This window comes from Paenibacillus sp. FSL K6-1558 (genome assembly GCF_038002565.1).
GTDB lineage: Bacteria > Bacillota > Bacilli > Paenibacillales > Paenibacillaceae > Paenibacillus > Paenibacillus polysaccharolyticus.
The window spans coordinates 4,376,221-4,396,321 of sequence record NZ_JBBOCV010000001.1 but is presented as its reverse complement, the minus strand read 5'-3'; the positions used below and the strand labels follow the sequence as shown (position 1 = coordinate 4,396,321).

Below are 20,101 nucleotides of genomic sequence, written 5' to 3'. Positions count from 1 at the left end.
ACTGAACAGCAATATGGCAATATCCAGATAGAACAACACTTTCCAATACGTATTGACGATTATCCCTCCTTTTATTTACCAAATATGGTGCCCTTAAAAGTATTGTATCATATCAATCCATATTGGACGGGAGCGATGGTTACCGATCTTTCAGGATCACACCAGGCACAAGCCGGATATAAATCAACTCTCCTGCAAGCTCCACTATCGTCTGTGTGACGATAACTGCCGCAGCAATGGTTGCCCACTCTGGCGAGAGCGACAATGCCAATGGCAAAACAACCAGCGAATTACGGGTTGCCGCACTAAAAATCAGCGCCCGACCAGCACCTGTATCGAGCTGGAAGAGCTTTGCAATAAACCTGGATATGAAGGGCATAATGATGAGGAATGCAGCATAGATCGGAATGACATTCACAATACTGTTCAGATCATTGTAGACCTTGCCAATCTGGGAAGCTACCACAACGAGCAGGGCGAGTGCCATCATCGGAACCGGGAGCCATGCCGTCGCATGAAGCAGCCGCTGCGCACTTCCGCCTTTTTTGCACAATACTTGTGTCATCAATGCGAGCAATAGCGGAACAACAATCAGTAGCATGAAAGCCTCTACAAACGGCCCTGCCTTCATTATTGTGGCTGCATCACTGCCCATGAATAACCAGAGATACCCCGGAAGCAAAATCATTTGAACTACAAACAGCAGCGGAGTTGCTGCCAGCATCAGCTTCTCGTTCCCCTTCCCGAGCTGTGTAAACACAATGACGTAATCAATACAAGGAGTTAACAAAACTAGATAGACTCCTATCAACACATCAGGCGATTGCGGAAAAACAAGCGTAAGCAGCCAGACCACAATTGGAACAGTGATAAAATTCGCGATGAGCAGCGCAGCCATAAAATGCAGATTGGACCAGGATGCCCGAAGCTCTGTAAACGGAATCTGCACGAGCATGCTATAGAGAAGTACGGCAAGAACGGGTGATACCGCATAGTGCAGTACAGTGCCCCAAGCCGGAGCGGCTAGCCCGATCCATGCACCTGCAAATAGAGCCATCACATAGAACCAGGTCTGTTGTCTGTCCATTGTTTCTCTTGTTATCATCTCTCTCCCCCTACTGTATGAAAACACTCCTATGGACATATTCACGCCTGAAGTTGCGTACATTGGGACAGAGTACACTCCGTTCCAATAAGCTAGACCATGCGAGGTCTCCGGAAGGTGAGCGTTCTCAAATTTTGAAAACAGATTATTAAAACACGTCTTTAGTGGGTATATTTATTGTAGACTGACCCACGGTTCATTACATTTGTTAAACCAAGGAGGAAACGTCATGTCCCGTAACAATCCGTATAAGTGGTTAAACGCCCTCGGTTTTATTGCTGTGATTATTGTAAATTATCTCTCCAATGCCCTGCCCATTGGCGGCAAAACCAACAAGGAAGTTTCGGATATGTACCCTGTACTGCTGACACCTTCGGGTTATGCTTTTGCAATATGGGGGCTGATCTACCTGCTTCTCGCAGGTTTTATCATCTATCAGTTCACCCCTGCCTCCTGGAAAAATAATTCGATTACCCGCCTCGGATACTGGTTTCTCGCCAGCTGCGCCTTTAATGTCGCCTGGATTTTCGCCTTTCAAAATCTCAAGACTGGACTCGCGCTGCTGATCATCGCATTACTGCTAATTACTCTGATTATGCTGTACGTCAAAACACGTGCGATCACTATGCCAACCACGGCTGAAATCTGGCTAGTCAAACTGCCATTCAGCATCTATCTCGGATGGGTTAGCGTAGCAACCATCGTTAACACAGCCGTTTATTTGTACAAAATCGGATGGGATGGATTCGGCATCAGTGAAACGGCGTGGACGATCATTATGCTGATCGTTGGTATGGTTCTGGCCGTGCTTGTCAGCTTCCGGTACCGTGACAGTGTGTATCCACTCGTATTCACTTGGGCATACATTGCTATCGCTCTGAAACAAAAGGATGTCATTTCTGTCTACTATACAGGAATTATCATTGCCATCGTTTTGGCGATCTACGCCGTGTGGCTGTTCCTTGCGCGCAATCAAGACCGTGATTGAGTACCCTTTTCTATTATAAAATAAACCGAACACAAAAAGCCGATTTTCAGGTCAAACGACCCTAAATCGGCTTTTTGCTGTAATCTTATACAACACAGGATTCAATCGCTCATCCTGTTACAAGGCTGAAATATGATCCTATTTCAGCGCGATCACTTCAATCTCAACCAGTGCATCCTTCGGCAAACGCGCAACTTCCACAGCACTGCGTGCAGGATAAGGCTGCGTAAAGAAGCTGCTATATACTTCGTTGACAGGAACGAAGTCATTCATATCTTTCAGGAATACAGTTGTTTTCACCACTTTATCCATGCTTGTGCCTGCTGCTTCGAGAATTGCTTTAACATTACTGAGAGACAGACGAGTCTGTTCCTGTACATCCGCACCAAATTCACCGGTTTGCGGATTAAGGCCAAGCTGACCAGACGTATAGATGAAATCACCAGCATCTACGGCCTGACTGTATGGACCAATGGCGCCTGGCGCCTGTTCGGTCGAGATTGCTTTTTTCATTCGACAGGTACTCCTTTGTGTTCGCTACCCCGCCACGACATGGAGACAAGGCATGCTTTTATTTTTAAAACCTATTATACCACGCACCTGTTCTGACAAGAAACGTTTGTCTCCCTGCGCCCTTGCAAGTCTTAAGCGTCCTGCACCCCAAGCGCATGAATCACTTCATTGGAATAAACATGATTGCCCTTCGTCTGCACCATTGCGACATTTCTCATCGCTTGAGCAATCGTTGACGCTTGAATGGCCCGATATTTGTCTAAACGGCCTTTCATCCAGCGATCCAGAAAAGTCATCACATGTGCAGCGAATTGTTCACCCGGACGTTTCTCGCCTCGATCCCCCAGAATAAGAGATGGACGAAAAATGTGTAAGGCACGGAACCCGATACTCGAAAGTGCATCCTCCATCTCACCCTTGGTCCGACTATAAAACACACGCGAATCCGCATTCGCTCCCATCGAGGAAATCACTAGCATCTGCTCCACACCATGCTGCTTTGCCAGCGTCGCTGCGCGAACCGGATAGTGATAATCCACTTCACGAAAGTTCTCCTGACTGCCTGCTTTCTTGATCGTCGTACCCAGACAGCAGTACAGGTCATCGATTCCTTCAAACAAATGTCCTTGACCCTCAAGCTGTTCCCAGTCTACAACGTATTGCTTCAATGCGGGATGTTCCAGATCAAGTCTGCGTCTGACCAGAATGCGAACCTCGCTGTATGCGGGGTGCCCGAGCAGATTGTGAACCAAAAGCCCACCCACCAGTCCAGTAGCCCCGATCACCATCGCTTTGCGTTCAGGATGATGCATCTCTCCAACCACCCCAATCTATTCATATATAGCTGAGTATTATATCAAAGAACATCGTAATCAGCTTTTTTTGTTGTTATTTTAAAAGAACCCGACGTCCCAAAGTAAACGTAAGCAGCAACATCACTGCACCAACCGTCACTTGGAATCCGTAAGTGGATATCCAGACCATCGCTTCCGAGAGAGTCTCCATCTTCTCGTACAGCCAGCCTCCAATCAGCGGGCCAATAAACGATGTTACGCCAGTCAAAGCTGAATAAACGGCTATAAACATCGGTCTTTCACTTTTCGGTGTGTCGCCAATCGTAAAATTAAACGCGAGCTGGTTGAAACCGCCAACACCAATCCCAAGAAAAATGTGGGACAGGAACAACGCAACCAGTACCGGAGTAAAGGACATCAACCCCCACGACAGGCAGGACAAGGCGATGACGGGTAACGTCCAGAATAACAGCGTTTTGTTGCTGTATCTGGCATTCAGGTTGCCCCAAATATAGAATCCTCCCATCATTACCAGTGTTTGCACGACCGTGATCAGTGAGACCATCTGATAGCTGACTTTCAGCAGATCGAGCATAACGTAAGAATAGAGAGGCACAATTAATGTCTGGATCAATAGCCATGCCGCCAGAAAAATAGTCGCCTTCAGAAAAACCCGATCCTGAAACGGTTTGATAAACATCCGTGAGAACGACTTTTCGGTCGACCGTTCAAAGGGCAGATCCGGATAAAAGAAATAAATGACCGTATTGGCGATAGCACAGATCCATACAGGAATAAACAAAATCAGAAAACCGGTCTCTCCCGGATAACGATCCAGCAAAATCCCGCCACCAAATAAACAAACGCTTCCAAGTGCATTCAGAATCGTATTTCGTATCCCGAAATAACGTCCTCTTACCTTGGCAGGTACGATATCCCCAATCAGGGATGTCCAGATCATACCGCCGATGGTATTACATATGAATGCAACCGTGTATAGGCCAATAAAAACACTGACCCACCATTCCTTAGGGAAGATGAACGGAATTAATCCCGTTGCACTCCACAAAATACGGTGCCCTCCGACGAACAGCAAAAGCGCGCGCTTACGGCTCCGAATACGTTGCATCCAGTATGCTGCGCCGATCTGCGCGATGTTTACAAACGTGGTAATCGCGAGCACAAAGCCGATATGCCTCGACCCGGCCCCAAGATACAGCAAAAACCCGGTTAGAAATGGACCACCCAGCAACGTTTGCAAAATAATTGCCGGTACGCCCTCCCATGTTGCAATTGATAAATTCGTGCGTTGTGTCGAACCCTTGCGCCGTGGCTTGCCTAACGAAGAGGGGTTCATCTTGACCATCTTCTGTATGGGGATACACTCCTTAGACCGGGTAAAGCTTTGCCGGCCGATGCTAGTTGTCACCCCAAATTCTACTCACGGCACAGAGGTTGTCAACTCATTTTTTCACGGTGAGTGGAAGCCGCAGACGAAAGATACTCCCCTTGTGCTCAGCACTTTCAAGTTCAATTGATCCACCCAGTAATCTTGCCAGATCCCTGCTGATCGAGAGGCCAAGTCCGGTACCCCCAAATTTACGGCTAATCGAACCATCTGCCTGCTGAAATGCTTCAAATATAGAATGATGCTTGTCCTTCGGAATGCCGATCCCGGTATCCTGAACCGAAAAAACGAGCCATTGACTTACCATATCCGCCTGTTTAGTCTGTTGGGTACTCACGGTCAGAGTGACCTTCCCTTTCGGAGTAAACTTGATGGCATTGGACATTAAATTCCGCAAAATCTGCTGCACGCGTTGCGGATCAGACCAGAGTGTATCTGGCAGTCCCTTTTGCTTCTCCAGCACCAGCTCAATTCCTTTTTTGTCAGCAACGAGCCCAAAATGATTCATGGCATCTTCGATCAACTGACTCAGACTGATGTCCTCCAATACAATATCCAGCCGTCCAGCTTCAACTTTGGACAAATCGAGAATGTCGTTGATTAGCCTGAGGAGTTCTTGTCCGGATTGATCAATCATACCTGCAAAACGCACAATCTCATCCTGATCCATGGTATCGGCATTCTCACCAATCATCTGGGCGAAGTTAATCACACTGTTGAGCGGTGTACGCAACTCATGAGACATATTCGCCAGAAACTCCGACTTGTACTGTGAAGCAATTGTCAACTGCTTGGCTCGCTCCTCCAGAACAATCTGCGCTTTTTGTAACTCTTCCTTCTGCACAGATAAGAGGCGATTCGTACTCTGGATCAAGAGAATCCGATTTTGTTCATTCTGAAAATCACGTAAGATAAATGCAAATATAAGACTAAGAGCAATTCCGGTAGGAAGCGTATAAGGCATAATGTGTGAGAAGAAATAGGCCGTAGGAATGACACCCACGAAGGCGATATTCACACTGTTGACAACGTTCACGATCAGTGTAACGATGATTCCTTTGACAATAAGTCTGTAGCTACTGCGTCGCATCCATATATTGAGTCCCGCACAGAGCAATCCCAGAAGAGACATGTTAATTACCGCGGCTACGGTCGCATCGGAAATACCAAAGGTTAGCCTCGATAGTCCAATCCCCACACCTATAATCATGACACTATACGGTTGTCTGTATGACAGAACAGCAACAATTAGAGGTACATAACGAAGATCAAAAACGACTTCATCATTCAGCTGAAATCCAAACACGGTACTGATCCAGCCAGCAAAAATCAGCACTAGCACGGAACAGATCTGTTTTACCTGGGAAGAGGCACGTATTACGATATATTTATAGAAAACACTTGCAAGATAAGCAATCGTAATAAGCATCCCCATATTGAGTACGAACATTTTCGAAAATTGCATGCATTCACTCCTGTTGTTCGACGTTATAACCCAAGTGCTTATTTCGTTCGTATTTTTACATCATATCACGCTAGGCCCACCTCGGCATGGAAACCTCATCAAAAAGAAACAAAAAAATACACAAAATGAGGATTCAATTTGTGTACAAGACATAGTAAAATATATTGTTGTTTCATTTTTTTCATTTACCGCTATGATCATGTTTGCTTGAAGCATGATGAAAGGAGATCTACAGCTGTGCAATTGTTAAAAGACAAATCCTACTGGCTGTCGCTTAGTCTGATGTTATCCCTGGCTGTCATGGGACTTTTCTATGATATTCTGAACAATCCGGGTCGTGGATATGTTATCCTAAATTCTCCAATTGACCAGATGCTTCCTTTTATACCCGCGATGTCGATTCCCTATCTGGGATGGTACCCGTTTGTATTCGGCGTGCTGGCTTACCTGTGTGCCAAAGATCGACTTATGTATTATCGGGTCTTGTTATCCATGAACATCTGTGTCTGGATCTGTTATCTGATCTACTTCAACTTCCAAACCATGGTTCCACGGCCGGAATTAACTGGCTCTGGCTTGGGTACAGTCGTCATCGGATGGCTCTACAGCCAGGATCGTCCATATAACTGTTTTCCCAGTATTCACGCGCTGCACTCTTATCTGGTGATGCGTGCCGTTCTATCGGTTTCAACCATCCGTAAATCCGTCAAGGTGGCGGTAGTTGCCGGTGCATCCCTGATTATCATCTCTACACTGCTCATCAAGCAACATGTCATTTACGACGCACTGAGTGCAGTTATTCTCGGTGAATGTATCTTCACGATCATTACTGGATTAGCGCTTTATCGACGTCGCAGAAAAGCCTCCAAATGGACTGAGGGGATCAACTAACCCCCTCTTCAGGCTTCTTGTCCAGTTGCTTCTGTCTTCTCCACTCGTCAATAAACAAACCTGCATAATAGGGGTCCCACTGGGTCCCCTTTCCTTCTTCCAGAATCATAAGCGCTTTCTCATCGCTCATTCCATTACGGTAAGGTCTGTCTGACGTCATGGCATCAAAGGCATCCGCTACCGCAATAATACGCCCGAACAGCGGGATCTCTTCGCCTGCCATGCCATCCGGATAACCTTTGCCATCATACCTCTCATGATGGGATCTCACGCCCGGTAGAAAGTCAGCCATGGCATCCACAGGTTCAATCTGAAGCAAAATACTCTCTCCTAACACGGGATGCGTACGGATGATTGCAAATTCCTCATCACTTAGCTTGCCATCTTTGAGTAATACCTCGTCAGGTATACCGATTTTTCCGATATCATGGAGCAAAGCTGATTTGTACAACAAGTCGGCCTGTTCGTCATTCATGCCGCTGAGCCTGCCGATCAGAATGGAATATTCCGCCACACGCATCGAATGTCCCGCCGTATATTTATCCCGGGCATCCAGTGCGGCCGCAAGCAGAGAGAAGTAACTTTGCAGCAGTTGCCGATTGCGCTCCTGTCTCATCTCTAGCCGACTAATCATCATATTGAATCCCGAGATCAATTGCGAAAATTCATCCGAATACAGATCCGGCGTTCTTCTGCCGAACTCACCGCCCTGAATCCGGTTCATCTCTTGTGTCAACTCAGACACCGGATCACGGACATCCCGAATTAACAACCAACTGCCCACCATGGAGAATCCTGCACCCAAGATGACGATGAGTACACCCCATAACGTGTATTCTTTTGCAAACACCGGGTCTATATACTGGAGCCGAATATAGGTAGCCAGAAAAAATAAACATAACGGAAATAAACCGATAAGTGCAGTGCTCGTCTGAAACTTCCGCTGTATTGAGATCAAGATGCGTCCGCCAAGCGAAGGCTCCATCCTATACAGCATCTTGCCTCTACGGCGAACTTCGAGTAGTAGCGGCCTCACCGCCCTCACCGTAAGGTAATATTCAATCAGGGCATGCATAATTGCAATCAGGAATGCACACATAGCCGCAACAACGACATATCCATAGGGGATTTCTAGCCAGCCTGTGGAGATCATCCATAGCGTAAGTCCAGCCGCAGGCAGAGAGAAACCTAGCATATGTGGTCCAATAATGCGATATATGGTCTGGCCCGGAAAGCGGTGAATTCGTTCATACATCCGATTTAGTTCAGCCATTTCATGATGCTCGGCAGCGAAAAATTGCCTTATTGGACCCAATTGAGCCCACAATGTAATCAACTCCGCAACCAACATAAACAGAATCGATATGAGTACAATGAAAATCAATCGAACATATTGGATATTGGGTACCTGTAAGGTTGAAATCATCACCACGGAACCCACAACAAAGACGGCTGATAATGAACCAATTAGATAATTGCGTAGCAGACGGAAGATAAATGCACGATATACTTCCAATCCAATCCCTCGCTCTCTATGTCTAACCCGTTCCGCCCTGATAAAAAAGGGAGAATAAGGATGTTTTCTCCTATATATTTATCGGTTATTCCCACTAAAAAAATTAATAAAATCCTGCGAAAAATACTACATATTCTGCTTGGCTGTCTTCGGGGATTGCTTCATAGAAAAGGCCGCTCCCTGGGGGAGCGGCCTTTTATTAAGGTTTTTGTTACGTGTATTCCATTAAAGCTCCTTTTGGCGACTTGGCATCTAACTCGTTTTAATTTTAGCCGCCAAAATCATTGTGCCGCGTGGTTGATCCCCCAGCGCATCCGGTTCAAGCGTGATCGCTACGGTGTCATAATCGTTTGCGGAATCCAGCGTGTAATAGACCGCTCCCGTACCGTCGTGACTTAGGAAAGTCCCGGCATTCTTAGGAGTATCCCCCTTGATGAGCCATACCTGAAATGCCTGATTACCTTCCAGAGCAGGCAGTTTCTCTGCCTGCACCACGAGGTGCGTGCCTTTGCTATCGATCACGATGGTCGCCAGACCTTGAGCAACAATATCTTGCGTTGCCGGGCTCAGCTTGACGGCCTCGCCCGTTTTCATGCCCTGCGCAGGCGCCACAGCTGAAGCGAGTTGCTCTTGCAACTGTGCATTCTGCGCTTGCGCCTGAGCCAGCTGCTCCTGCGCGGCCGATACGCCTTCGGCTTGCTGCGTCAGCAAGTCGATGCGGCTCTGCAGCTGCGCCGTGTACACGCCGAGCACCAGCGCCGCTGCCGCGAGGCCCGCACTGGCTGCGCGCCAAGCGCGGCCACCGCGCGCACGTGCGCGCGTACCTGGTTGCCCCAGCTGTGCCTGGGCAGCCTCTTCGGCCCGGGCCGCAGGCACAGCCGCTGGCGGCAAGCCAGGCCCGGGCTGCGCCGCACGCTCATGCTGCGGCGCAAGGTCTTCCTGAAGCACCGCGGATGCGGGTGCTTCAGGTTGCTGCGCAGGAGTCGCAGCCGGCGTCGCGCCGGTGCTCTCCTGCGCCTGACCGAGCACGTTGCCCAGCACGCGTGCTCGCATGCCCGGCGGCGGTGCCACTGGGTCCGCCGCAAGTGGCAGGGAGCCGGTTACCTCCTGCAATTCCCTTACCTCCTGACGACAAGCTTCGCAATTCGACATATGTGCTTCGAATGCCGCCACTTCCTCTGCTTCCAGTCCGCCCAGCACATACATCGGTGCCAGATCAGACCACTCCTCATGTCGTTCTATCATGGATGTATGCCCTCCCTTCCCGCGTCCGGATGCAATTCAGCATCAGCAAGTAACTTCTGGAGCTGACGCATGGCAAGCCTGACACGGCTCTTCACCGTACCCAGCGGAATCCCGAATCGGCTGGATACCTCTTGTTGCGTTAAACCTGCATAATATATCGATTCAATCACTTGCTTCTGGTCCTCGTTCAATTGGGTCAATGCCTCTTTAATACGTGTGCCTTCCCATTTGCGCTGGACCTCAACTTCTGTATTTGTATATTCGTCAGCATACGCCGCCAGTGTCTCATTCTCAACTGGAGTGGTTGCTGCTCCTTTCGATCTCCGCCTCAGCATGTCCACTGCGATATTGCGCGTAATCGCGAACATCCACGTGGTCAGCTTCCCCTGTGAGGCATCAAATCGTTCCGCCTTGTTCCAGATGCGCAGGAAAAGTTCCTGCACGGTCTCCTCTGCCGTCATCGAATCACCAACAATTCGGTAAGCAAAAGAATAGACGGCCCGTTCATATCGGTCATATAGCAGTTCCAGTGCAGAAGCATCACGCTCTGCAATTCGTTGCATCAACCTGCTGTCCTCTATCGATTCAGTCATCCGAGGGCCCCTTTCTGTATCTTCCCTCATATTATAACCTACGCAGAAACGTTTGAAGAGGATTACCCTCAATAACATTTTTTTGAGATATTTCTTCTAAACTCCGGACTCAAATGAAGGCTTAAACCCGTGCCTCAGGAGTTATCCTTCCTTTTTATTGCAATAAATTACAGACTGTGGTATGATATAAAAGTTGTATAAACAACCTCATATGATTTTCTGTCTTCTTTTTAACCCCGGAATATTTTCTTCATGCTGCGACCGCAGCGAATATGCTAACTAACCTATGGAGATTGACGAACCTGAATCACAATAACCCGGTAGACTAAGGGTTTACAAGATGTTCCCATTCACACTGGCGCGGTCATCGGAGCCGCAAGGACAAAAGAGAGGTAGGGCTTTTGTTGTTTTGGATATCATTTATTCTTGAGAAGATTGAAAACATACATCAAGCACCCGGAATTGGGTTCCGGGTGCTTTTCTATATCCAATTCTCTTTATCGCTTTTGGAGAAAACCGGTACACGTTCCCCGCTCCCTGAGAAAAGCACGCCTTAAAAAAAAGATAACCCCGGCTTACTGCCGGAGTTAACACGTTAATGATTCCGTTATATTCTTTCGAGAAAGATTCTTATAAGAAACGGATCTGAATTGCATGATCCAGTCAGGCTTTCCGATCAGCCCGATGTTGCAGTCCACGTTTGGACCGCGGCCTCTCAGCAGAGGGATTAGATAAACATGGTTTTAGAGATGATTACGAGCAGAATGAATAAAACAAGAATGGTTCCCATGGAGCTCCACACGCCAGCACCACAGGCAGGTGAACAACCATGGTGGTATCCTTGCACCATCGGTGCTTGATTTGGCTGGTAGCCATAAGGCATTGTTCCGTAATTGTACATGTCTTGACCTGGATATTGGTATCCGTACATATGTTCATGCCCTCCTTGTTGTCCGTAAACTTGCCCCTGTCCGTTCGGTGAGTTCGGTTTAACTTCGCTCATCGTCATGCCTCCTTAACATTTGCCTACACCTTAAGCTATGTATTTGCCCTATACGGTGACCGGGCTATGGCCCTCATGATCTCAAAATAGGCGTTTAACCACTGATAAATAAACTACACCTTGCTTCCGTTACAACGATTAGGGGACTGAACTCTCTTTCCTTCCCCAACGGTGCTTGTCCAGTCTCATAAAACCCTGCCGGTTACCCGGCAGAGCAAGACACATTATACCCAGAAAGACTTAGTGATGATTACGAGCAGAATGAACAACACCAGGATTGCTCCAGTGGAAGTCCAGCCGCCGTATCCCATTCCTCCTACTTCACCCATCTTAAACCCTCCCTTACGTGTGAATTTACAAAACCGTTTATTAGATCAGGAATGCTTTAGAGATGATCACCAGCAAGATAAAGAGAACCAGAATCGCGCCAGTCGATGTCCATGCACCGCCGTATCCACCAACTACTCCACTCATGTAAAACCCTCCTTTGATTTGAGGTACAGTTCACTATATGCATCGGACGCACAACCGACCGGGCGCAGATGTAAAATGGGCTGACTTCCAGTTTTGACTACATTCTTCACCAGGAAGAATAGTATTAATTGAGCTTATAAATATCTCCTTTATTGTCTTTCGCTTACCTTAATTAATACTTAGTGTTATAATTTATTAGATTTGTAGCCTTTATGTTCCTAATATTGATATATGCTATCCATTTATTCAGAAGGGCTGCTATTCTAAAATCTATACGGAAGGGAGTATTTCAGCTTGTTTTGAGCAATGTGTCCATTATTACAAAGTACAGTAGTTTCTAGATTGAACCATTCAATATCAATCATTAAATGTCTGATTAGATTGAGTAAGTAACCTACAAATGACCAACATTTATTTTGCAGAATAAAAAGTACAAATTTTAGAGTTTGGTATTTCACCTGATGACCGGAGTAAAAAAACCCAACCGATGGGAAGCATACTAGGGGATTAGAAAAATGAAAAAACGGGTTATGATTCTTGCTTTAACTGTATTGCTCAGCGCTTGTGGTAATTCGGAGACAACTAAAACAGCTGACAACAAGCCCTCGGAAACAACGAATGCTGCTGAAACTGTCAAAGCTGAAGCTAAAGAAACAAAATATACTACATATAACGGTGAAGGATTTTCGTTCTCATATCCGGAGTCTTGGGAAAGTGTAGATACAAGTCAAATGCACGCAGCAGTGAAGGGCGCGTTCTCAGACCAATCAGGAACAAAGAAGTTTGCAGATAACATTAATCTAACGATCGAAGCCAACACATCAGGTTCAATCAACCCTGAGGAATTTGCTAATAACACAGCTGACTATTATGTAAAGAATGGCGCATCTATTGGTATATCTGATTATAAAAAGACCAATTTTAGCATCAAGCCTTATAAAGACATAAATGCAGGCGTACTGGAAGGAAGTTATACTCATTCCTCTGGAACCAATGTAGTTCTAGTTCAGTACATGATTCCAACAAATACAGACCTGTATACCTTGACGTTAACTTATGGCAAAGAATCATATCATTCAGATGAAGTGAGTGATATTCTTAATTCCTTGAATATTACTTCTCCGCTGGCGCAAACAGCTGTAAATACATCTGCTGCAGATTCATCGGCCGCAGCAACTGCTGCTGATTTCTTTAACGATCTTACATCATCCGTCTCATCTGAGACAGCCGTGATGGAGCAAGCATCTTATAATTTTCTCGCAAAACATACCGACCTGTTCCCAGCAGATACTGCTGAGCTTCGCAAAAAGGTCAAAGGACTTGTTAAAGCCGATGTAACCACCCGACATCTCAATAAAAATGTAGCCAACTACTATGAAAATTTTGTAAAAATAAGCGGACAGGTTATTCAGGTGGAAGAAGACAATTCACTTGGATCACCCATTTCTATCTTGCTGTTAGAGGACGATTACGGAAATTATATTACAGCCATATATCCTGCCTCGACCGGAGACTTGCTTGATGGGGACTATGCCACTGTTATTGGCGCACCTATCGCTAACTACTCCTTCGACAATGTTAGTGGCGGATACACCAATTCTACTATAGTAGGTGCATCTTTAATCGTTGCTGAATAATACAAACCAAGAATAGGTACAAACAGGCCAGCTTAATTAAGTTTAAGCCGGCCTGTTTGGTGTAAAGTTCTTTTTTTGAATGCACATGATCACAAAACCTTGAACTGTTTTCTCGATGTAGATACCCCGGTTTACATTTGGCAACTGGCTTATCATTCTTGATATAGGACAGAGCACCGCGTATTTTGAGTCATTTGTCAAAACTCAAAAACGGCAAGCCCCTATTGAGACTTACCGCGTAAAATGGGTTTTATTCCGTTTCTCAATTCGGCCTGTTGTGTAGTGAAATCAGCTTATCTTGTACGGATTGCAGTTTCTGCACGCTGGAAGCATCCGGTTTATCACGCCGGTCATCGATTTTCACGGATGTGGAGACACGCTGGGCTCCTGACAGAAACGGAGCTTCATGTAAAGCCGCGATGGCGGTGAAAACTTCATTTAGCGGACCTTCAATAATGGTGCTCATCGAAGTTAACTGATATGTAATGCCACGTTGTCTTTCCAATATCTTTTGCATGTCTGCTACATAACTGCTCAGACTGGTGGTTCCTGTTCCAATCGGAATAACGGTTACTTCTGCAATTGCCACTTCGCTCTGCCTCCTCTGGGCACCGTTCGAACCGTTGCCGCTCAAGTTTTAGTCGAGTTTTGACTGATTTTATTTTACCAGTTTAAAGTGCTCCAATTCAAACTGACGTTATGACGTCATTCCAAATCCCGTAAATTTTTTTTCGCAGAATCTTCAAATCTTCCAGTCCTTTTCCTTTGCGGATTTCTGGCTTAGATGGTATACTCGGAATTACGTTTTAAGGTTTCCTCCCTGTTTACAAACACTATATGTTGGGGTACATTAGTATAACAACAACAAAATATAGTGAAACGGGATACCCCACTTCTTATAACCAGCATCTGGAATCTATCGAAAAACAAGATGAAATCACCTCCAAAGGCACGTCCCTGTAGGTGTAAATCGCTTTCTCGAAGACAGGGCTGGCATGGAGGTTAACGGGGCTGTTTGGACTGCGTCCGTTAACATTATTCACAGGTATGAAATGATCAGACAAAAGCTTACATACAGCAACTTGTTCTGTCGAAGGCATGCATAGATAAGACTGTCAAAAACCAGAACATGAATGGGCATTTTCAGCCGTAAGGCAAGGGGAATGCTTTTTGTATGAGCAGGTTCTGTCCACTCCTTGTCGCATGATTTCATCCCAAACGTATCTGGTTACTGCCACTGTAGTCCGCAAAATCCGAATTTTACTCACCGTTGTAGACCTCCAATTCTTATTTTCAAAGAATTGTTTAATTTATTTTTTTATCATTATCTTTTTATCATGTGAAAGCGAGGAATATTCATGCCACAAGTTGTGACCAAGCCGAACAATCGCCAGCTTGCCTTTGACGAGATGCGTATCTCGGTATATGCCGACCGTATCCTGGAAGGACTGGACATGCTCGACAAGGAACGTCTGGTTCGCGGAGTAACGAGCAAACTTCGTCGTGACGAAGTTACCGGAGATGAGATCAGCAATGCTTTTATGATGAGCGCTCTGGAACTGGTAACGAAAGAAGAGCCGAACTGGAAATTTGCAGCAGCGAGATCCCTGCTTACTTCCCTTTACAAAAAAGCGGCAACCAACCGCAGATACAAATCCTACCCGGACGAACCTTATGGTGCATTCCACCCGCTGATCGTTGACCTTGTCAAAAAAGGCATCTATCGCGAAGAGTTGCTGGAATGTTACACCAAGGAACAGATCGACGAACTTGCGGAGTGCATTGACTATCGCAACGATCTGCTCTTCGATTACATCGGTTTGCTCACACTGGCTGAGCGTTACCTCGCCAACGATTTTGATGGAAAAGTCATGGAATTGCCGCAGGAGCGTTACATGGTTATCGCCATGTACCTGATGCACCAGGAACCTGCCGAGAAACGTATGGATCTGGTGAAAGAAGCCTACTGGGCGATGAGCAACATGTACATGACGGCAGCTACGCCGACTATGTCCAACGCAGGTAAAAAGGTAGCCGGACAGCTCTCCAGCTGCTTCATCGACACAGTAGATGACTCGCTCGAAGGGATCTTTGATTCCAATACAGACGTAGCTCGTTTGAGCAAAATGGGCGGCGGCATCGGCGTGTACCTCGGTAAAGTCAGAGCACGTGGTTCAGACATCCGCGGTCACAAAAACACCAGCTCAGGCGTTATTCCTTGGATTCGCCAGTTGAACAACACAGCAGTAAGCGTAGACCAGCTTGGCACACGTAAAGGTGCGATTGCGGTTTACCTGGATGTTTTCCATAAAGATATCCTGGCATTCCTCGACCTGAAGCTGAACAACGGCGACGAGCGGATGCGTGCGCATGACGTTTTCCACGGTATCTGTCTGCCTGACCTGTTCATGGAGCGTGTCGAAAGTCGTGGCGAATGGAGCTTGTTCTGCCCGCACGAGACGAAAAAAGTGATGGGCTGGAAAGATGAGAACGGCCGTGCACTGGGTCTGGAAGACTTCTACGATGAAACTAAGGGTCAAGGTACATTCCGCGAGAAATATGAAGAAGCCGTGAATCATCCGCTTTTGTCCCGTATTACGGTACAAGCAATCGACATCATGAAACGTGTCATGAAATCACAGCTTGAAACAGGTACACCGTACATGTTCTACCGTGACACTGTAAATCGTTCGAACCCTAACCGGGCACATGGCATGGTGTATTCATCCAACCTGTGTACTGAAATTATGCAGAACCAATCCGCTACCGTGGTGGAAAAAGAAGAACTGGTGACCAAGGATGGTCAGACACGCATCGTGATCTCCAAAGTTCCTGGTGACTTCGTCGTCTGCAACCTGAACTCGATCCACTTGGCTCGCGCGGTACCTCATAACGTACTGGAGCGTCTGATTCCGATTCAGGTTCGTATGCTGGACAACGTTATTGACATCAACAACATTGAGGTGCTTCAAGCCCAATACACGAACAGTCAGTATCGCGCTGTTGGTCTGGGAACGTTCGGATTGCATCACCTGCTTGCGCTCGAAGGCATTCGTTGGGAATCCGAAGAAGCTGTTACCTATAACGATAATCTGTATGAAAAAATTAACTATTTGCTCGTTCAAGCCAGCATGGAATTGTCCAAAGAAAAAGGACATTATCCGAAGTTCAAAGGCTCCGACTGGGAAAGTGGTCATTACTTCGATCAACGCGAGTACACAACGGGTGAGCGCGTAGGCGAATTCGTAACTACAGATCAATGGAAAGAACTGCAATCACAAGTCAAACAAAACGGCGTACGTAACGCATGGATGTTTGCTATCGCACCAAACGGTTCCACCTCCATCATCGCCGGTTCAACAGCAAGTATTGATCCACTGTATGAGCTGTTGTCCTATGAAGAGAAAACAACATACAAAATTGCCAACCCGGCACCGGATCTTTCCGAAAAAACGATCTGGTACTACAAAACGGCATTTATGGTGGATCAACATGCTTCCATCAATATGGCCGCTGCCCGTCAGCGTCACGTTGACCAAGGTCAAAGCTTTAACCTGTATGTTCGTCCAGATATCAAGGCAACGGAGTTCCTGGAATTGCATCTTCACGCTTGGAGAGCCGGCATGAAATCGACTTATTATGTTCGTAGCCGTGCATTAACGATCGAGGAATGTGATTCCTGCGCAAGCTGATCCACATAAGAATGGTAACATCGTGATGGATATGGGCACCTCCATTCTGTCACGCTGATCATGATGACCACCGGGGCATCCCTGTTTTGAATGCAAAATAGCGTTGCCCTGGTTCTTTTTTGCCCAAAACTTGACCACAGCATCGCAAGATGTTAAATATATGCCAGCCAAAACAGTACAAGCTTGTTCTGTCATCGTCGTTATATAGTTTAAATTCATTCAAGGAGTGAACGGATTATGCAAGTACAGAAAATTTTCAATACCGAAGCGCCTAACCAATCAACACGTATTATTGAAGGTGAATGCTCGGGTATCCTGAACTGGAACGACATTCGTATGCCTCATATGTACAAATTGTACAAAGTATTGTTGCTTAACCACTGGATCGCTGACGAGATTCCGATGTCCAAGGATGCTTCCCAATTTGCCCAACTGGACGAAGAAGAGAAACGTACGTTCAAAATTAACATCTCCCTGCTGGCTGTACTGGATTCCATGCAAACGATGTTTGTTGGTGACGTGAAACGTTATTTTACCGACTCTTCCCTTGAAGCGATCTCTGCCATTATCGGACAACAGGAAGTTGTGCATAACCAATCCTACTCCTACGTTCTGTCTTCCATCGTTTCCGATCAGGAGCAGAAAGAGATTTTCGAATATTGGAAACATGATCCGGTGTTGCTGGACCGCAACCGTTTCATCGCGGATATTTATCAAAGCTTCCGGGACAACCCTTCTCCACAGACGTTCTTCCAAGCGATGGTTGCTGACTTGATTCTCGAAGGTATTTTCTTCTATAGTACATTTGCGTTCTTCTATAACCTGGCTCGTGACCAGAAAATGATGGCAACCAGCCAGATGATCTCGTACATCCAACGGGATGAAAACCAGCACTGCTACTTCTTCGCGGAAGTATTCAAACAGTTGCTCGTGGACTTCCCTGAACTGAACACACCAGAAAACATGGACTACGTGTACAAAACGATTGACCGCGCAGTTGAGCTGGAAACGAACTGGGCACATTATACACTCAGCAACGTTCGCGGCATCGACCTGAACGAGCTGGAAGACTACATTAAATACACAGCGAACAAACGCTTGCGTCTAATGGGTATGGAAAAGGCATATGAAGGCGTTGACGTGAACTGTATGCCTTGGATCAAACCTTTCTCCGACGAAGCACTGAACGCAACGAAAACGGACTTCTTCGAAGCCAAATCCCGTAACTACGGTAAAGTCGGCGACGATAACGGATTTGACGATTTGTAGAATAACGTCTAACACTGCACACTCTCTCATACGGCTACCCGTATGAGAGAGTGTTTTTTTGTCTCTAAACCTTGTAAAATAGTGGGTAGAGTTGCCTATTCTTTCACGATGAAATGAGGTCTAATCATGGATAGAGAGTTGCTGGAACAGATTAATGTTTGGCATGAACAGGAAGACTATGCGCTCATCGTAAAACGTATTGAGGCATTACCCGAATCCGAGCAGGATGCCGAAACGATCGGACAGCTTGCAAGAGCATATAACAATTTGGAAGAGTATCGCACAGCCATAAAACTATTACAAGGCGTTAAGGAACAAGGCCAACTAGACCCGTTATGGCACTTCCGGTTAGGTTATGCCTACTGTTACGTCGCTGAATACAAGCTGGCACAGGCAGCTTTTGAAGAAGCGAATCGACTTGAGCCCAATGATGAGTCTACCCTGGAATATCTGGACTGGATTCGCCCCAAAGCAGCTAAGATGGATCGGGATCGCATTCGCTGGGAGACGGAGCAGGCAGAGTGGGAGCAAAGCGGAACACTAAACCAGCTTCAGGTTGCTTCAGGCACATACGATCCCGCAACATTCTGGCGGTATAGCGATTATGCGCAAGATAACCATGTGTCTTCTCCTTTTGACGAGGAATTAATTCAATCCATTGAACAGGAACTCGGCTACAAACTGCCAGCTTCCTATATCCAGCTAATGAAAACGCAAAATGGCGGTTTTCCTGCGCGCACAACGTTTCCGACCCAAGAAGGTACAAGCTGGGCAGAGAATCATATCGCCATTACAAGCATCTTGGGTATTGGACGGGATAAGATGTATTCCCTTGGTGGAGAGTTCGGCAGTCGCTTTATGATCGAAGACTGGGGATACCCTGACCTCGGGGTTGTCATCTGTGATTGCCCGTCTGCCGGTCATGATGTCGTCATGCTGGACTATCGCTTCTGCGGCCCTCAAGGCGAACCTTGTGTCGTTCATGTGGATCAGGAAAGCGATTATGAAATTACTTATCTGGCACCGAATTTCGAAGTTTTCATTCGGGGCTTGCTGGACGAAGAGGATTTTAATTTGCTTGACGAGGAAGGCTCTGACTCTCTTGATGAAGAACAAGCAATTACTGCTGTATTCACTGAGAACCAAAGCGTGTCAACATTCTCTAAAGAAGCCATTGCCCCTTTTAGGTTCATTGATGCGGGAACCAATTCCTATTCCGTGATTCTCAATGCAGGTACATATCTTCAGGACGTCTTTGACTCACGTGCAGATGAAGGTTTCGAAGGTGGCGGGTACGATTGGGCCTCCCTCGCATCTGTCTTTCTTGAAGAAAAGATGCCTCATCTGACTTCGGTTATTCGTTTCGATCCGGAAGCGGATATGTTCTGTGCCTATACAGATGACAAAGAAGCGCTCATATCTTTTATTCTCGGATTCAAGCAGGCATGTGAGCAACGCAATCTTATTCTCGACCTGTTTTCAAGAGCGGAGCTGGACTAAACAGAAAA

The 20,101-nt window shown here is 46.5% G+C and carries 18 protein-coding genes; 6 read left to right on the top strand and 12 right to left on the bottom strand.

Features of this window, described 5'->3' with window-relative positions:
- Window positions 1–139: 139 nt before the first annotated feature.
- On the bottom strand, window positions 140–1,105 hold the full coding sequence (locus MHI38_RS19135) for an arsenic resistance protein (RefSeq protein ID WP_154891373.1): 966 nt from the start codon (window positions 1,103–1,105) through the stop codon (window positions 140–142).
- 229 nt (window positions 1,106–1,334) lie between these two features.
- On the opposite strand from MHI38_RS19135, the gene MHI38_RS19130 reads away from it, so the two are divergent.
- Window positions 1,335–2,093 (top strand): tryptophan-rich sensory protein, encoded by a 759-nt coding sequence (locus tag MHI38_RS19130; RefSeq protein WP_154891374.1) that lies wholly within the window; start codon window positions 1,335–1,337, stop codon window positions 2,091–2,093.
- A 138-nt stretch (window positions 2,094–2,231) separates the two neighbouring features.
- Here MHI38_RS19130 and MHI38_RS19125 read toward each other — a convergent pair whose 3' ends face one another.
- From MHI38_RS19125 to MHI38_RS19110, 4 genes are all read right to left on the bottom strand, one after another.
- Complete coding sequence (locus MHI38_RS19125; protein ID WP_090918620.1) at window positions 2,232–2,606, bottom strand: RidA family protein; 375 nt, start codon at window positions 2,604–2,606, stop codon at window positions 2,232–2,234.
- A 131-nt stretch (window positions 2,607–2,737) separates the two neighbouring features.
- Window positions 2,738–3,418: an oxidoreductase gene (locus tag MHI38_RS19120; RefSeq protein WP_341181531.1), complete on the bottom strand. Its 681-nt coding sequence runs from the start codon at window positions 3,416–3,418 to the stop codon at window positions 2,738–2,740.
- A 76-nt stretch (window positions 3,419–3,494) separates the two neighbouring features.
- The gene (locus MHI38_RS19115; RefSeq protein WP_186809807.1) at window positions 3,495–4,757 is read right to left on the bottom strand and encodes an MFS transporter; all 1,263 of its coding nucleotides are present in this window, start codon (window positions 4,755–4,757) and stop codon (window positions 3,495–3,497) included.
- Between the two features lie 106 nt (window positions 4,758–4,863).
- Window positions 4,864–6,273, bottom strand: a complete 1,410-nt coding sequence (locus MHI38_RS19110; RefSeq protein WP_154960489.1) for a sensor histidine kinase — start codon at window positions 6,271–6,273, stop codon at window positions 4,864–4,866.
- A gap of 237 nt (window positions 6,274–6,510) precedes the next feature.
- Between MHI38_RS19110 and MHI38_RS19105 the strand changes: the two genes are divergently transcribed.
- On the top strand, window positions 6,511–7,164 hold the full coding sequence (locus MHI38_RS19105; protein ID WP_154891378.1) for a phosphatase PAP2 family protein: 654 nt from the start codon (window positions 6,511–6,513) through the stop codon (window positions 7,162–7,164).
- Here MHI38_RS19105 and MHI38_RS19100 read toward each other — a convergent pair.
- The 6 genes from MHI38_RS19100 to MHI38_RS19075 form a co-directional block, all read right to left on the bottom strand.
- Window positions 7,157–8,680: an HD-GYP domain-containing protein gene (locus MHI38_RS19100; protein ID WP_154891379.1), complete on the bottom strand. Its 1,524-nt coding sequence runs from the start codon at window positions 8,678–8,680 to the stop codon at window positions 7,157–7,159. The genes MHI38_RS19105 and MHI38_RS19100 overlap by 8 nt on opposite strands.
- 252 nt (window positions 8,681–8,932) lie before the next feature.
- Window positions 8,933–9,925, bottom strand: coding sequence for an anti-sigma factor (locus MHI38_RS19095; RefSeq protein WP_154891380.1), 993 nt, complete (start codon window positions 9,923–9,925; stop codon window positions 8,933–8,935).
- On the bottom strand, window positions 9,922–10,518 hold the full coding sequence (locus MHI38_RS19090) for an RNA polymerase sigma factor (protein ID WP_341181530.1): 597 nt from the start codon (window positions 10,516–10,518) through the stop codon (window positions 9,922–9,924). The genes MHI38_RS19095 and MHI38_RS19090 overlap by 4 nt, the downstream gene beginning before the upstream one ends.
- A gap of 727 nt (window positions 10,519–11,245) precedes the next feature.
- Complete coding sequence (locus tag MHI38_RS19085; protein ID WP_308723050.1) at window positions 11,246–11,521, bottom strand: hypothetical protein; 276 nt, start codon at window positions 11,519–11,521, stop codon at window positions 11,246–11,248.
- A gap of 224 nt (window positions 11,522–11,745) precedes the next feature.
- Entirely contained in the window at window positions 11,746–11,850 is a 105-nt protein-coding gene (locus MHI38_RS19080) for a YjcZ family sporulation protein (protein ID WP_222592193.1), read from the bottom strand.
- A gap of 40 nt (window positions 11,851–11,890) precedes the next feature.
- Window positions 11,891–11,995: a hypothetical protein gene (locus MHI38_RS19075; protein ID WP_017690880.1), complete on the bottom strand. Its 105-nt coding sequence runs from the start codon at window positions 11,993–11,995 to the stop codon at window positions 11,891–11,893.
- 515 nt (window positions 11,996–12,510) lie between these two features.
- Between MHI38_RS19075 and MHI38_RS19070 the strand changes: the two genes are divergently transcribed.
- Window positions 12,511–13,632 carry a PsbP-related protein gene (locus MHI38_RS19070; protein ID WP_154891381.1) on the top strand — a complete coding sequence of 374 codons (1,122 nt, stop codon included), beginning with the start codon at window positions 12,511–12,513 and terminating at the stop codon, window positions 13,630–13,632.
- 262 nt (window positions 13,633–13,894) lie between these two features.
- Here MHI38_RS19070 and MHI38_RS19065 read toward each other — a convergent pair whose 3' ends face one another.
- A complete protein-coding gene (locus MHI38_RS19065; RefSeq protein ID WP_090918642.1) occupies window positions 13,895–14,221 on the bottom strand; it encodes an MTH1187 family thiamine-binding protein in 327 nt (108 codons plus the stop codon).
- A 769-nt stretch (window positions 14,222–14,990) separates the two neighbouring features.
- Here MHI38_RS19065 and MHI38_RS19060 point away from each other — a divergent pair.
- From MHI38_RS19060 to MHI38_RS19050, 3 genes are all read left to right on the top strand, one after another.
- Window positions 14,991–17,324 (top strand): ribonucleoside-diphosphate reductase subunit alpha, encoded by a 2,334-nt coding sequence (locus MHI38_RS19060; protein ID WP_154891382.1) that lies wholly within the window; start codon window positions 14,991–14,993, stop codon window positions 17,322–17,324.
- 237 nt (window positions 17,325–17,561) lie between these two features.
- Window positions 17,562–18,593 carry a ribonucleotide-diphosphate reductase subunit beta gene (locus tag MHI38_RS19055; protein ID WP_090918646.1) on the top strand — a complete coding sequence of 344 codons (1,032 nt, stop codon included), beginning with the start codon at window positions 17,562–17,564 and terminating at the stop codon, window positions 18,591–18,593.
- A 126-nt stretch (window positions 18,594–18,719) separates the two neighbouring features.
- Window positions 18,720–20,093, top strand: a complete 1,374-nt coding sequence (locus tag MHI38_RS19050) for an Imm51 family immunity protein (protein ID WP_154891383.1) — start codon at window positions 18,720–18,722, stop codon at window positions 20,091–20,093.
- Window positions 20,094–20,101 lie beyond the last annotated feature (8 nt).